This is a genomic window from Methylobacterium longum, from assembly GCF_022179385.1.
GTDB classification, from domain to species: domain Bacteria; phylum Pseudomonadota; class Alphaproteobacteria; order Rhizobiales; family Beijerinckiaceae; genus Methylobacterium; species Methylobacterium longum.
Genome location: NZ_BPQS01000001.1, coordinates 60707 through 75120, shown reverse-complemented (window position 1 = coordinate 75120; position 14414 = coordinate 60707). Strand labels below are relative to the sequence as shown.

Annotated in this window: 13 protein-coding genes; 2 read left to right on the top strand and 11 right to left on the bottom strand. The window is 73.0% G+C overall.

Annotated elements, in window-relative coordinates; all coding sequences use genetic code 11:
- Positions 1 to 63: 63 nt before the first annotated feature.
- The 10 genes from MFF58_RS00325 to MFF58_RS00280 form a co-directional block, all read right to left on the bottom strand.
- Positions 64 to 345 carry a hypothetical protein gene (locus tag MFF58_RS00325; protein WP_238284577.1) on the bottom strand — a complete coding sequence of 94 codons (282 nt, stop codon included), beginning with the start codon at positions 343 to 345 and terminating at the stop codon, positions 64 to 66.
- On the bottom strand, positions 342 to 2732 hold the full coding sequence (locus tag MFF58_RS00320; protein WP_238284576.1) for a PAS domain-containing hybrid sensor histidine kinase/response regulator: 2391 nt from the start codon (positions 2730 to 2732) through the stop codon (positions 342 to 344). Before MFF58_RS00320 ends, MFF58_RS00325 begins: the two co-directional genes overlap by 4 nt.
- 52 nt (positions 2733 to 2784) lie before the next feature.
- Complete coding sequence (rarD, locus tag MFF58_RS00315) at positions 2785 to 3681, bottom strand: EamA family transporter RarD (RefSeq protein WP_238284575.1); 897 nt, start codon at positions 3679 to 3681, stop codon at positions 2785 to 2787.
- Between the two features lie 116 nt (positions 3682 to 3797).
- Positions 3798 to 5489 carry a methyl-accepting chemotaxis protein gene (locus MFF58_RS00310; protein ID WP_238284574.1) on the bottom strand — a complete coding sequence of 564 codons (1692 nt, stop codon included), beginning with the start codon at positions 5487 to 5489 and terminating at the stop codon, positions 3798 to 3800.
- Positions 5490 to 5715: 226 nt separating this feature from the next.
- Positions 5716 to 6318, bottom strand: coding sequence for a pyridoxamine 5'-phosphate oxidase family protein (locus MFF58_RS00305; RefSeq protein ID WP_238284573.1), 603 nt, complete (start codon positions 6316 to 6318; stop codon positions 5716 to 5718).
- Positions 6315 to 6647, bottom strand: coding sequence for a lipid-A-disaccharide synthase N-terminal domain-containing protein (locus MFF58_RS00300; RefSeq protein WP_238284572.1), 333 nt, complete (start codon positions 6645 to 6647; stop codon positions 6315 to 6317). Before MFF58_RS00300 ends, MFF58_RS00305 begins: the two co-directional genes overlap by 4 nt.
- Entirely contained in the window at positions 6641 to 7399 is a 759-nt protein-coding gene (locus MFF58_RS00295; RefSeq protein WP_238284571.1) for a glycosyltransferase, read from the bottom strand. The genes MFF58_RS00300 and MFF58_RS00295 overlap by 7 nt, the downstream gene beginning before the upstream one ends.
- Positions 7400 to 7404: 5 nt before the next feature.
- A complete protein-coding gene (locus MFF58_RS00290) occupies positions 7405 to 9132 on the bottom strand; it encodes an ArnT family glycosyltransferase (protein ID WP_238284570.1) in 1728 nt (575 codons plus the stop codon).
- A 356-nt stretch (positions 9133 to 9488) separates the two neighbouring features.
- Positions 9489 to 10028, bottom strand: a complete 540-nt coding sequence (thpR, locus tag MFF58_RS00285) for an RNA 2',3'-cyclic phosphodiesterase (RefSeq protein WP_238284569.1) — start codon at positions 10026 to 10028, stop codon at positions 9489 to 9491.
- Positions 10028 to 10723, bottom strand: coding sequence for an arylesterase (locus MFF58_RS00280; protein WP_373323235.1), 696 nt, complete (start codon positions 10721 to 10723; stop codon positions 10028 to 10030). Before MFF58_RS00280 ends, thpR begins: the two co-directional genes overlap by 1 nt.
- A 132-nt stretch (positions 10724 to 10855) precedes the next feature.
- Here MFF58_RS00280 and MFF58_RS00275 point away from each other — a divergent pair, with 132 nt between their 5' ends.
- The gene (locus tag MFF58_RS00275; protein WP_373323234.1) at positions 10856 to 11557 is read left to right on the top strand and encodes an ABC transporter ATP-binding protein; all 702 of its coding nucleotides are present in this window, start codon (positions 10856 to 10858) and stop codon (positions 11555 to 11557) included.
- Positions 11557 to 14136, top strand: a complete 2580-nt coding sequence (locus MFF58_RS00270; protein ID WP_238284568.1) for an ABC transporter permease — start codon at positions 11557 to 11559, stop codon at positions 14134 to 14136. The genes MFF58_RS00275 and MFF58_RS00270 overlap by 1 nt, the downstream gene beginning before the upstream one ends.
- Before the next feature lie 18 nt (positions 14137 to 14154).
- On the opposite strand, the gene MFF58_RS00265 is transcribed toward MFF58_RS00270, so the two are convergent.
- The gene (locus MFF58_RS00265) at positions 14155 to 14343 is read right to left on the bottom strand and encodes a hypothetical protein (protein WP_238284567.1); all 189 of its coding nucleotides are present in this window, start codon (positions 14341 to 14343) and stop codon (positions 14155 to 14157) included.
- Positions 14344 to 14414: the final 71 nt, after the last annotated feature.

Sequence of the window (14414 nt, the reverse complement as noted above, 5' to 3'; positions counted from 1 at the left end):
CGGGCGGCATCCCATCGATGAACGGCACTCGTGCCGGCCGGCGCAGCTCCCGGCCTGTGCGCGTCAGATCTCTCCGCGGGCGTCCTCGATCAGCTGCGCCAGCCCGGCATCCACCTCCTCGGCGAGCATCCGCCGCTCGGCGTCCGAGAGATCCTTCGCCCAGGTGCCGCCGCCGAACCCCTCCGTGCAGCGCGCCCGCTCCGAGGCGATGTAGGCCTCCGTCTCGGCCGGCCGCGTCTTCATGGCGTGGACGAGGCCGAACCACGCCGCCCGCTCCACGACCGCCAGCCGTGCCCGCAGGCGGATCGCCGCCGCCTTGTCGGGATCGATCCCCTCGCCGCTCATGTCCCGTCCTCCCCGTCCTGCTCCGCTAGCCGCGCGATCAGGCCCTGGAGCTGCCCCGACACCGGCTCGCTCGCCGAACGCGCGTAGAGCACGCGCAGTTGCCTGCCGATCTCGGCGAGGCTCATGGAGCCCTTGGCGATCACCCGGTCGGCTTGAGCGCCGAGGCTCGCCTTCTCGGCGCTGGTGATCTCCTTGGCGGTGAGCACCACCACGGGCACGTCCCCGTCGGGCCTCGCCCGCAGCGCCCGCAGGAAGCCGAACCCGTCCATCTCGGGCATCATCAGGTCGAGGAGGATCAGGCTCGGCCGGACCTGGCTGACGCGCTCGAGGGCGAGCCGGCCGTTCTCCGCCTCGTCGACGGTCCAGCCCTCCCGGCCGAGGGAGCGGCGCAGGCGCTCGCGGGCATCGGCGTCGTCGTCGACCACCAGGATGCGCGCCTCGCCGGGCGCTTCGGGCCTGTAGCGCTCCATCAGCCCCTTCAGCCGGTCCCAATCGATCGGCTTGACGAAGTAGTCGGTGGCTCCGAGCGCGTGGCCGAGGCCCTGCTCGGCCACCACCGAGGTCATGATCACCGGCGTGCCGGCGAGGTCCGGGTCGTTGCGCACCGCATGCAGCACCGCCCAGCCGTCCATACGCGGCATCTCGACGTCGAGCAGGATCGCCCGCGGCTTCAGGGCCCGGGCGAGCGTCAGGCCGGCGCGGCCGTCATTGGCGCTGCGGACGTGGAAGCCCTCGCGCTCCAGGAAGCGTTGCAGCAGCTCCCGGGCGGCCGGGTCGTCGTCGACCAGCAGCACGGTCTCGTGCTGCTCGTGCGGTTCCACCGGGTTGTGGGCCTCGACCTCGGCCGCCGGCGCGTCCTCGGGGCTGAGCGTCGCGGGCAGGCGGATCGTGAAGGTCGCGCCCGCGCCGGGACTGCTGGTGACGCTGATGTCGCCGCCCATGGTCCGGCAGAACGCCCGGGTGATGGCGAGCCCCAGGCCGGTGCCGCCGAACTGGCGCGTGGTCGAGTCGTCGGCCTGCACGAAGCGCTCGAACAGGCGCCCGATCTGCGCCTCGCTCAGGCCGATGCCGGTGTCGCTGACCGCGAAGGACAGCCAGTCGGCCCCCTCTTCCCGGTGGCGGCGCACTGTCAGGGTGACGGTCCCCGCCTCGGTGAACTTCGCGGCGTTGCCGATCAGGTTCAGGAGGCACTGGCGGATCTTGGTCTGGTCCTGGTGCATGGAGCCGAGATCGGCCCCCTCCCCCTCGCCGGCGCGGAGGACGAAGTGGTTGCCCTTCTTCTCCACCAGGGAGCCGGTGGAGTCGCGCACGTCCCGGAGCAGATCCGCCACCGCGAACGTCTCGGCCGAGGCGGTCATGCGGCCGGCCTCGATCTTCGAGATGTCGAGGACGTCGTTGATCAGCGACAGGAGGTGGCGCGCCGCCGCCTCGATCTTGCGCAGGTCGGGCAGGAGGGCGGCCTGCCCGATATCCTCCAGCTCCTCGCCGAGCATCTCCGAGTAGCCGATCACGGCCGAGAGCGGCGTGCGCAGTTCGTGGCTCATGTTGGCGATGAACTGGCTCTTGGCGCGGTTGGCCGCCTCCGCCGCCTGCCGGGCGCGCTCCGCCGCCTCCTCGGCCTCCTTCCGCTCGGTGACGTCGACGCAGGTGCCGACCCATTCCCGCAGGGAGCCGTCCTGGGCGACCACCGGCACGCCGCGCACCTCCATGGTGCGCCAGAGCCCGTCGTGGCGGCGCAGGCGGTACTCGACCTCGTAGGTCGCCCGCGCCTCCACGCAGGCCGCCCAGGCGTCGGCGGCGCGGGCCCGGTCGTCGGGGTGGATCGCGTCCAGCCAGCCCCAGCCCTGGTAGGCCTCCTCGCCCTGGCCGGTATAGGTGCTCCAGCGGACCTGCGGCGGCATCAGCTCGCCCGCCGCGTTGGTGTTCCAGATCACCGCCGCCGAGGCATCCACCAGCGCCCGGAAGCGCTCCTCGGAATGACGCAGGCGCTCCTCGACGGTGCGACGGCGGGTGATGTCGGTGTTGGTGCCGTACCAGCGCAGGATCCGCCCGGCCTCGTCGCGGTGGGGAAGCGCCTTGGACAGGAACCAGCGATAGGTGCCGTCCCGGCCGCGCAGCGGGAACGTGTCCTCCCAGGACCGCCCCAGCAGGATCGCGGCCTGGTAGCGCTCGGTCACGGCGTCGACGTGGTCGGGATGGTGGAGCATCCGCCAGCCCCAGCCGCGCATCTCCTCCAGCGAGGTGCCGGTGTAGTCGTACCAGCGCTGATTGTACCAGACGATGGTCCCGTCGGCCTCGGCGATCCAGGCGAGCTGCGGAAGCGTCTCGGCGAGGTTCCGGTAGTCTGCGTCCGTGACGGCCTGTGCGCCGTCCTCAGTCTCGTTCATCGGCCACGCGACGTCCCATCATCCGCCCATCGGCGGCCTCTACCGGAAGGCCTTATACACGCATCGGGTCCGGATCCGACCGCGCCGGCACCGGAGCCGGCGTGCGGCGGCCCCGCACGGCATCGAGGGTGTAGAGGGCGAGCGCGACCCAGATCAGGGCCAGCATCGCCGCCCGCGGCGGTTCCACGCGCTCGCCGAAGGCGAGGACGCTGAGGCCGAGCAGGCAGGTCGGGGCGACGTATTGCAGCAACCCGAGGGTCGTCAGCCGCAGGCGCACCGCGGCGGCGGCGAACCAGATCAGCGGCAGGGCGGTGGTGAGGCCGGTGAGCATCAGGAGCGCGAGGCTCGCGGACTCGGCCGGCAGGAAGGGCTCGGGCGTGAGGACGAGCCATGCGATGGCCGCCGGCAGGAGGAGCAGCGTCTCGGCCAGGAACCCGACGAGGGCGTCGACCCCGACGATCTTCCGGGCGAGCCCGTAGAGCGCGAACGAGACCGCCAGCGACAGCGACATGAGGGGCAGCTCGCCCGCCCAGACCACGGCCACCGCCACGCCAGCGGTGGCGATTCCGACGGCGGCGGCCTGCAGCGGGCGGAGGCGTTCGCCCAGGACCACCCGCCCGAGCGCCACGCTGACCAGGGGGTTGATGTAGTAGCCGAGGCTCGCGTCGAGCAGGTGCCCGCTGCTGATCGCGTAGAGATAGAGCAGCCAGTTCACGCCGATCATCGCGGCCGAGAGCAGCAGGAGGGCGTGGCGCCGCCGCAACGGCAGCGGCAGATTCAGGCGGTGGCGCACCGCGAGGATCAGGGCCAACGTGCCGGCGAACAGGCTCGACCAGACGATCCGTTCGGCCAGGATGTGGTTCGGACTGTAGGCTCCGAGCAGCCGGAAGTGCAGCGGGACCACGAGGCCCCAGCTCAGATAGGCGGCGAGCGCGTAGACGAGGCCCACGAGGTCCTCCCGTTCGGCCCGGATGGGCGGCCGGGTGCCATGCGTCTAACCCGGCCGGCCGCTCCGCGTCAGGGGGAGCGGTGCAGGGCTGCCATCCGGGGGATGCGGCCGGGGCTTCAGGCCGCCCGGACCGTGTCGAGGAAGCGCCGGACCTCGCCGCCGAGTTCCTCCGACTGGCGTGCCAGGGCGGAGGCGGAGGCCAGGACCTGACCGGCGGCGGTCCCTGTCTCGCCGGCGGCGGTGGCGACGCCCGCCATGGTGGCGGTGACCGCGGTCGCGCCCGCGGACGCCTGCGCGACGTTCCGCACGATCTCCCGGGTGGCCGTCCCCTGCTGCGCCACTGCGGCCGCGATCCCGGCGGCGGCGACGTCGATCTCGCGGATGCGGGCCGTGATCGAGGCGATCACCGAGACCGCCTGATCGGTCGCGTCCTGGATGCGGCCGATCTGCCCCGCGATTTCCCCTGTGGCCCGGGCCGCCTGCGCGGCGAGGTCTTTCACCTCGCCCGCCACGACCGCGAAGCCGCGGCCCGCCTCCCCGGCCCGCGCCGCCTCGATGGTGGCGTTCAGGGCCAGCAGGTTGGTCTGGCTCGCGATGGACGCGATCACGGTCACGACGTCACCGACCCGGGCGGCGGCGGCGCTGAGATCGCCGACCAGGGCGGCGGTCCGCGCGGCCTCGGAGACGGCCTCCTGGGCCAGGGTCGCCGAGCCGCTGGCCTGACGGCCGATCTCCTGGACCGACGAGCCGAGCTGTTCGACGGCGGCCGCGACCGTGTCGACGTTGCCGGCGGCCTCCTCGGCGGCGGCCGTCACCAGGGTGGATCGGTCGGCCGTCCGCGCGGCGGTGTCGGTCATGGCGCGCGCCGTCGCCTGAAGGGCGGCCACCGAGCCCGAAACGAGCCCGGTGATCCGGCCCACCGTGTCCTCGAAGCCGCCGGCAAGCTCGAGCAGCGCCTGCCGGCGCATGCCCGCGGCGGTCTCGTCGAGCAGCCGCTCGGCCTCGGCCTGCTCGGCGGCGCGGCGGAAGATCAGGTCCTTGATGCCCTCGACGGCCTTGCCGATGGCGCCGATCTCGTCCCCGCGCCGCGCCTCCGGGACCTCCGTGTCGATCTGGCCGGCCGCCATGGTCGTCAGGGCGAGGGCGAGCCGGCCGAGCGGGCGCGTGACACCGGCATTCACCAGGATCACCCCGACGAGGATGCTGGCGACGATGCCGCCCGCCGACAATCCGATGACCCAGTGCAGGGTCGTGCGGGTCCCGGCGCTCAGCGCCCCCGAGCCGGTGCGGATCGACGCGCCGAGGTCGTCCGCGAAGGCGTCGAGTTCCGCGAACAGGGATTTCTGGACGGGGTCCACCTTCCTGTGGGCGAGGGTCAGCGCCTGGGCGCTCATCCCCTTCTTGGCCAGGGCACACATCTCGCCGGTGAGCGCGGCGTAGGCGTCGAGCAGATCCGTGATCCGGCCGGTCCGGTCCTGGAACGCCGGAGCGTTCCGGCGCACGCCGTCGAGGAGCCCCGCGGCCACGGCCGGAAGCGGCTCGAACGCGGCCCCGACGCGGTCGGATGCGTCGGGGTCGGCCTCGCCGAGCGCGCGGAAGGCCACGTAGCTCATCTGATGGACGATCCCGCCGAGGCGCGCCGCCATCGTTGCCGCCGCGGCGTCGTTGACGAGATACGCGCTGTAGGCGGCGTCGGCCGCGACCATGCGCTTGGAGATGTACCAGAGGTAGCCGATCGAATTCGCGGCTATGAAAGCGAAGGCAAGGACAATCTTGTATTCGATAGGTAATCTTACGAAGCGACGCACGGAAAATACTCCCGGTTGGCCGTTGCTTATCCAGCATAGGACAGAGGAGTCGATGCGGGCGCAAGAAAATGGGACGCGCCGAACCGTGAATGGGATGGTGGGACCGGTGCTTCATCCTGCGCTGGCGGCGGTGATCCACGTCTCAACGTCCGATGCGTGCATCGCCGGGCCGCTTCGCCGCGTCCGTGATGGCTGTGGGAGACGCGTGAGACGCGGTGCTGCGCCCTCAGGGGGCGAGCCAGCTGCCCTGCCAGCCCGCCTCGCTCCGGCGCCAGGCCGCCCGCCGGTGTCCCCGGCGGTCGAGATACAGGAAGTCGAGGCGCTCCACCGCCACCACCACGACGGCGAAGTGCGGCCGGCCGGGCGTTCCGGCCACCGCGGGGTCCGGCACGGCATAGGCCCCGCCCGCGGCCAGGCCTGTGCCGGGGGCCGGCTCGCTCCCGTAGCAGACCCGGCTCATCGGCCGGGACTCGGCCCAGGCCCCGTCGGCGACCGCGTCGTCGGTGTGCAGGCCGGCGCGGCCCTCGGCCCGGATCTGGACCTTCGCGGCGTCGTCGTAGGCGGCCAGCGCGCAGGCCGGGTGCGCCAGGATCTCGGCGGCTTTGTCGGAGCGGCGATCGCAATGGAACCGGAGGGCGCCCGCGGCGGCATCGGCCGCGCGCAGCACCACGGTGCGAAGCCGGGGGGCGCCGTCCGCGCCGAGCGTCGCCAGCCCCGGCAGGTGGAATCCGCTGCGGCCGTGCGCGACGCCATCCGCCAGCATCCGCCACAGCTCGGCGAAAGTCGCGTCGAGATCGTCGTAGAAGGGGGGCAGCGGCGCGCGGCTCATGCCGCGCCCCGGTTGCGGCGGCGCTCGCGGAAGATCAGCGCGAGGTTGCGCAGGTAGATGCCGGTGGAGAGGCCCTGGCCGATGATGATCACGGGCTCCCGCCGCACGAAGCCGTAGACCAGGGTCATCAGCCCGCCGAGGATCGACAGGAACCAGAACGACAGCGGCATGACGCTTCGACCTTCGCGCTCGCTCGCGATCCATTGCAGGATGAAGCGCGAGCCGAACACCAGCTGGGCGACGATGCCGAACACCAGCCAGAAATCCATCCGGGTGACGAACACGTCGTAGAAGTAGTCCGGAAGGTCGTGGGCGAGCTGGATCAGCATCCGACGTCCTGGTCTGCCGGCGCACCGGCCGGGATGGCGATCTCCTCCGGCCGCGGGTCCGCGCGCTTGCGCCGGATCAGCCACCACACACCGGCGAGGTCGAGGAGTCCGACCCAGAGGCGGTCGAACAGGCCGTAATTCGACACGCCCGTGAGGCGCGGCCGATCGACCACGTCGCGGTGGACCACCGCGAAGCCCTCCCGCGCCACCAGGGCCGGCATGAACCGGTGCAGCGCATCGAAGTACGGCAAGCGAAGGTAGACGGCGCGGCGGAAGACCTTGAGGCCGCAGCCGGTGTCGCGGGTGGAATCCTTCAGGATCCGCCCGCGGACGCCGTTGGCGATCCGCGACTGGAGCATCTTGAAGCGCCCGTCCTTGCGGCCGCGCCGCTGCCCCTGGGCGAGGCCCGCGCCCGGCCCGGCCGCCTCCAGGCCCGCGAGCAGGATGGGGATGAAGGCCGGATCGTTCTGGCCGTCGCCGTCGAGGGTCGCGATGACGGTGCCGCGGGCGGCGCGCACGCCGCTGCGGACCGCCGCCGACTGGCCGCCGCTCCGGGCGTGGCGCAGCACCCGGAGCCACGGCCGCCCCGCCCGGGCCGCCGCGAGAGCCGCCGGCGTGGCGTCCGTGGAGCCGTCGTCGACGTAGATCAGCTCGAAGGCGAGGCCCGCGCAGGCGGCCTCGATCTCGGCCACCAGGGGCGCGATGTTGCCGGCCTCGTTCTTCACCGGCACCACGACGCTGAGATGGGGCATGTCGCTCACGGGGACACCGCGTAGGCCGTGACGAACACGCGCCGGCCGGTGTTGAGATTGAAGCCCTCGACCTCGGCCAGGGGCGCCGGCACGCCGCGACCCACGGGCCAGGCGGCGTTGAAATCGTCGCGCTCGCGCGCCTCGACGAAGAGCAGGCGGCAGCCGCCGCCCTCCAGGAAGGAGCGTGCGGCGGCGCCGTCCGGCGGCAGGGCGAGGCCTGTGCCGACGAGGAACACGAGACTCGGCTCGCGGTAGCCCAGGCTGGCGACCTGCGGGTTCGGGCACGGCACCCTGTCGCGCAGGGCGGCGAGCCGCGGTGAGACCTTGAGGGCCGGGAGCGACAGCTGCGCCACACCGAGCACGGCCGGGCCGAGCAGGCAGGCCGCCAGGACGCCGAGAACGAGGGCACGCTCGCCCGAACCCTGCGCGAAGGCCAGCCAGCCCAGCGTCGCCACCGCGCAGGCGGCGGCGAGCAGGGGCAGGGCCGGCCACGGGAGCGTGTGGGCATCGAGCCGCCAGCCGGCCAGGCAGAGGCCGAGCGTGAGACCCACGGGAATGGCCGGCAGCAGGAGGGCCGTCAGGCGCGCCCCCCGCAGCCGGGGATCGAGCGCCCCCCGCGACAGGGCCAACACGGTGAGGACCGCGAGCCAGGGCATCAGCGGAAGGACGTAGTGGGGCAGCTTGGTCGGCACGGCCTCGAAGATCAGCCACGCGGGAAGCACGGCGGCGATCAGGAAGGATACGGCCGGTTCGCGCCGCGCGCGCCACGCGAAGGGCAGACTCATGGCGGCGAAGGCCGCGCCCGGCCAGAAGGTCGCGAAGAAGGCGAGCGCGTAGAGGCCGGGCGGTCCCCAATGGCGCTCCGCGCCGCCGCCGACCTTGGCCAGCATGTCGTGCCCGACCGCCTCCGCGTAGAAGGCGCCGCCGCTCTTCCAGGCGATGGCGGCGAACCAGGGCGCGACCAGCAGGAGCGTCAGGGCGAGGCCGGGCCAGGGGCGCAGGGCGAGGAGCCAGCGGCCGGAGCGCATCCGGATCGAGAGGATCAGGGCCGGCAGACCCACGAAGAGCGGGACCATCGGCCCCTTGACCAGGATGCCGATCGCCATGCCGAGCCAGAACGCCGCGAAGGTCGGCCCGGACAGCGCCCGCCCGCCGTCCCGCGACGCCAGCCGGGCCCGGGCGAGAGCCCCGAGGCTCGCAGTGGCGCAGGCTACGAGAAGCGCGTCGGTCTTGGCCAGATGCGCCTCGGCCGCGAGCATCAGGCATCCGCCGTAGAGGGCCGCGGCCAGCAGCGCGGACCGGCGGGGCAGGAACGCGAGCGCCGCCCAGTAGGCCAGCAGCACCGAGGCCGTCGCGCCGATCACGGAGGGGATCCGGTACAGGGCGATCTGCGTGCGCGCCTCGGGCACGCCGAGCGCCGCGCCGGCCGCCACCGCGGCGGCCTGCGCCCAGTAGATCCCGACGGGCTTCTTGTGCCGCGCCTCACCCTGGAAGCGGATGTCGACGAGGTCGCCCGTCTCCAGCATCTGCTTCGACGCCTGGGCGAAGCGGGGCTCGTCCCGGTCCATCGGCTGCAGCGAGATCTGGCCCGGCAGGAACACGATCAGGCACAGGACCAGCAGGGCCGCGACGGCCCGGCCATGGGTCAGGCTCAGCACGTCGAGCCCGCGGCCGATCCGGTCGACGACGGGTGCGAGGCGCGGCGTTCCGCCGGCGGAGAGGCTCGTGGTCATGCCGGGCCGGTCAATCAGGAACGCGTCGGAAGGTCAAATGCGCCCGGGCGCACCGGTGCGGCGCGGCGGTCCGGAAATCACGAACGGCTCTCTCCGAGCGGCGCGGAGGATGGGGACGGCGCCCGGCGGACGGTCCCGCGCTCGCGCGCGCCGGTTCGTGGCGCGGCCGTCCGGTTGCGGGTGACGCGGCGGTCTGCGCACACGGGCCTCATCCAGGATTGTGGTCGGGGCGACGGGCGTGGGGATCGCGGGGCCTCGCCGGCCGGCGGATCCCTCGTCTGGAGCGACCGGCGCCGCGTTCCGGATGCTGGGGCGGTGCGGCCCCTCCGCCCGTCCGGCGATCGCGGTGCGGCCTCTCACGCGAACGGGAACTGCGCCTCCGCCAGGTACGGGCCGCCGCCGGTCGACTCCCGGGCCGAGAACAGCGTCACCCGATCCACCGTGAACGTCAGCGGCACGAAGACCGGCGCCTGCGACAGGTACATCGCCGTCGCCTCCGGTGTCGCGTCCCGCCTCAGACGGGCGAGGGTCACGTGCGGTGTGAATTTTCGCCGCTCCGGATCGATCCCGGTCCGGCGCGCGAGCCGCTCCTGCTCGGCCTGGAGATCGGTCAGCGCCGGGTCGGCCGCCACGGACGCGTAGAGCGCCCGTGGCTTGTCGCCGCCGAAGATGCCGAGGCCCGTCAGCCTCACGGTCAGCGGCGGGCGCGTCCGCATCTCGCCGAGCGCCTCCACGACATCGTCGGCGACGGTGGCCTCGACGTCGCCGAGGAAGCGCAGGGTGACGTGGAAGTCCCGCGGCTCGATCCAGCGGGCGCCCGGCAGGCCGCCCTGATAGGCCTTGAGCGCGTCGGCGACGTGCGGCGGTACCGCCAGACCGGTGAACAGGCGCGGCATTACCGTGTCGCCCCCTGCCGCAGGCTCCCCAGAAATGACTCGACCGTCGGCAGTATGCGGGCCGCGATGGTCTCGACGCCCTGACGGTTCGGGTGCAGCCCATCGTCGAGGTGCTGCGCCCGGTCGCCGATGATCCCGTCGAGGAAGAACGGGTAGAGGGTCAGGCCGTAGCGCTTGGCGAGCGCCGGGAAGATCGCGTCGAACCGGGCCTTGTAGTCCGGTCCGAGGTTGGGCGCAGCCTGCATGCCCGTGAGGAGAACGGGGATGCCCCGCGCCTTCAGCCGCTCGATGATCGCCGACAGGGCGCCCGCGGTCACCTTCGGGTCGGTGCCGCGCAGCATGTCGTTGGCACCGAGCTCGAGGATCACGCCCGCGGTCCCGTCCGGAACCGACCAGTCGACCCGGTCGAGGCCGCCGGTGGCGGTGTCGCCGGAGACGCCGGCATTGCCCACCGTCACGTCAGCCCCCTTGGCCTTGAGCAGGCGCTCCAGCACGGTCGGGAAGGCGGCATCCGCCGGAAGCCGGTAGCCGGCGGTGAGGCTGTCGCCGAGGGCGACGAGCTTGATCGGGCCGTCCGGGGCAGCCCGCGCACCCGTCATGAAAGGAACCATCAGGGCCGCGAGCGCTGCGGCAAACAGGGCCGTGCGCCGGAACACGGCGCCGCCGTCATGGCGCGGCCCCAATGCCGAACCCATATCGCGATGCACCCGCGGCCCGAACAGCCGAGATTGCAGCCAAGATCGCAGCCAAGATCGCAGCCAAGGGGATCGACCCCACGTGAGGACCTCGCGCACCATGCTCGTCATCGCCCACAGATCGGCTCACCGGTGAGCCAAGACAAGGTGTTGCGTGAGCCGGCGATCGCGCTGTCGGACATCGACCTCAGCCTCGGCCGCGGCGCCGCCCGGGTCCACGTCCTGCGCGGCATCTCGCTCACCGTCCGTCGCGGCGAGGCGGTGGGCCTCGTCGGCCCCTCCGGCTCCGGCAAGTCGACGCTGCTGATGGTCATGGCCGGCCTGGAGCGGCCCGATTCCGGCGGCGTCGTCATCGAGGAAACCGACCTCGTCCGCCTCGACGAGGATGCCTTGGCCCGGTTCCGGGGCCGGCGGATCGGCATCGTGTTCCAGGCCTTCCACCTGGTGCCGACCATGACGGCCCTGGAGAACGTGGCGCTGCCGCTGGAACTCGCCGACCGGCCCGGCGCCCTGGAGCGCGCCCGCGCCGAGCTGGAAGCTGTCGGCCTCGGGCACCGGCTGCACCATTACCCGGCGCAGCTCTCCGGCGGCGAGCAGCAGCGCGTGGCCATCGCGCGCGCCGTCGCCCCCGACCCGGCGATCCTGGTGGCCGACGAGCCCACCGGCAACCTCGACGAGGCCACGGGCCGGCAGATCGTCGATCTCCTGTTCCGGCTCAAGCGCGACCGCGGCGCGACGCTCGTGCTGGTCACCCACGACAACGGCCTCGCACGCCTGTGCGACCGCACCGTCCGGCTGCGCTCGGGACGGATCGAGGACGCGGTGACCGCCTGATGCACGGTACCCTCACCCGCCCCGGCCCTGCGCCCCGCCGCATCCCGCTCACCGTGCGGCTCGCGCTGCGCGAACTGCGCGCCGGCCTCGGCGGCTTCGCGGTGTTCCTCGCCTGCATCGCGCTGGGCGTCGCGGCGATCGCCGGCGTCGCGTCGATCTCGCGCTCGCTGTCGGACGGGCTCGGCCGGGAGGGGCGCCGGATCCTCGGCGGCGACCTCGCCTACAACCTGATCAACCGGGAGGCGACCGAGGCGGAGCGGCAGGCCCTCTCGCGGGAGGGCCGGCTCGACGTGGTGGCGTCCCTGCGCGCCATGGCGGTGGCGGGCAGCGGCGACGCCGCCCTGGTCGAGCTGAAGGCCGTCGATCCCGCCACCTACCCGGCCGCGGGTGAGATCGTCACCGAGCCGCCCGGTCGGCTCGCCGACCTGTTGGCGGACCGGGACGGCCAGTCGGGGGCCCTGGCCGATCCGGCGTTGTTGACCCGCCTCGACGTGAAGGTCGGCGACCGTATCGCGCTGGCCGGGCACGACGTGACGATCCGCGGCACCATCGTGTCGGAGCCCGACAAGATCGCCGGCGGCATCGGCTTCGGGCCGCGGCTGATGATCTCCGAGCCGACGCTGCGCGCCACCGGCCTCGTCCAGCCCGGCAGCCTCAACCGCTGGAGCTATCGGATCGTCCTGCCCCAGGACGCCGCCGGGGCGGCGGGCCTCGAGGCCACCCAGGCCCGCATCCGCGCGTCGACCCCGGAGGCGGGGTGGGAGATCCGGTCGCGCACCAATGCCGATCCGCGCTTTTCCAAGAGCATCGAGCGCTTCACGCAGTTCCTGACGCTGGTGGGCCTGACTGCCCTGATCGTCGGCGGCGTCGGCGTCGGCAACGCCGTCCACGCCTTCGTGGAGCGCAAGCGGCCTTCGATCGCGACCCTCAAGAGCGTCGGCGCGCCGGGCTCGCAGGTGGTCGTTCTCTACCTGACGCAGGTGATGCTGATCGCCGGCCTCGGCACCGGGATCGGCCTCGCGATCGGCGCGAGCCTGCCCTTCCTCCTGGACGCCCTGTTCGCGGCCGATCTGCCCCTGCCGCTCAACCCGACGCTCGCCCCCGGGGAACTGGCGCTCGCCGCCGCCTACGGGCTGATCACCGCCTTCGCGTTCGCGATCACGCCGCTCGGCCGGGCCCACGACGTGCCGGTCTCCGGCCTGTTCCGCGACACGGTCGACCCGTCCCGGGTGCGCCCGCGCTGGCGCTACCGGATCTGGCTCACCGCGAGTCTCGCCGCCCTTGTCGGCCTGTCGGTGGCCACCGCCTTCGACCGGCGTGTGGCGCTGATCTTCATCGCGGCCGCCGCCATCGCGTTCGGCCTGCTGCACGGGGTGGCGCTCGGCCTGATGGCCCTCGCCCGCCGCCTGCCGCATCCGCGCTGGCCGGCGCCCCGGATGGCGCTCGCCAACCTCCACCGGCCCGGCGCCCTGACGCCCGCCATCGTCCTGTCGCTGGGGCTCGGCGTGACGCTCCTCGTGACGCTCAGCCTGATCGACGCCAATGTCCGCCGCACGATCAGCGCGACCCTGCCGGCCCGGGCGCCGAACCTGTTCTTCCTCGACGTTCCGTCCCGGGATGCGGATGCGTTCCGCGCGTTCCTGGCGCGCTCCGCGCCGAACGCGAAGATCGAGGACGTGCCGATGATGCGCGGGCGGATCGTCGCCCTGAACGGCGTGCCGGCCAACAAGATCCGGCCCCCGGAGGACGCCGCCTGGGTGCTCGACGGCGACCGGGGCATCACCTACGCCGACACCGTTCCGGAGGGTTCGAGCCTCACCGACGGCGCGTGGTGGAGCGCCGAGCAGGGCGCCAAGCCCCTGGTCTCCTTCGAGGCCGACCTCGCCCGCCAGCTCGGCCTCAAGCTCGGCGACACCATCACGGTCAACGTGCTCGGGCGCGACCTCACCGCGACGATCTTCAACCTGCGCCGGGTGGAGTGGCGCAACCTCGGCATCAACTTCGTGATGGTGTTCTCGCCCGGCACCTTCCGGGGGGCGCCGCATTCCGACCTCGCCACGCTGACGCTCCCCGGCGGCACCGACGCGCCGACCGAGAACCACATCCTGCGGGATGTCGCGAAGACCTTCCCGTCGGTCAGCGCCGTGCGGGTCAAGGACGCCCTGGACGCCATCGGCGACCTCGTCGGTCGGCTGGTCTTGGCGATCCGCGGGGCAAGTGCCGTGGCCGTCCTGGCGAGCCTGTTCGTGCTGGCTGGCGCCATCGCGGCCGGTCACCGGGCGCGGCTCTACGACGCCGTGGTGCTCAAGGTGCTGGGGGCGAGCCGCGCGCGGCTTCTGACCGCCTACGGACTCGAATACGCAGCCCTCGGCCTCGTGACGGCCCTGTTCGGCCTCGCCGCCGGAACCCTCGCCGGCTGGGTGATCGTCGCCAAGGTCATGCACCTCGACTTCCGGCTCGACCTCTCCGGAGCGCTCCTGGCGGCGGGGGCCGCGGTGGCCTTGGCGATCCTCTTGGGCCTCGCCGGCACGTGGCGGATCCTGGGGCAGAAGCCGGCGCCCTACCTGCGACAGATCTGAGGGCCGCGCGCGCCCGGCTCAGACCAGGTAGGTGATCGTCGCCGCGACCACGGTCGCGAAGGTCGCCAGCGCGATCGTCGTGGACATCACCAGAGCGCGGACGGGCGGCACGCCGGTCGCCTCGTCCTCGCATCCGAAGGCGGCACCGGCCGCGTGCTCGAAGCGGATCAGGGTCAGGCGGCGGGCCTCGATCGCGGCGTCACTCATCGACTGCGGCTCCCTGACCACGGTCAAGATTATTCTGGCCTTCAACGTCGATCCCGTGGAACGGTTCCGGG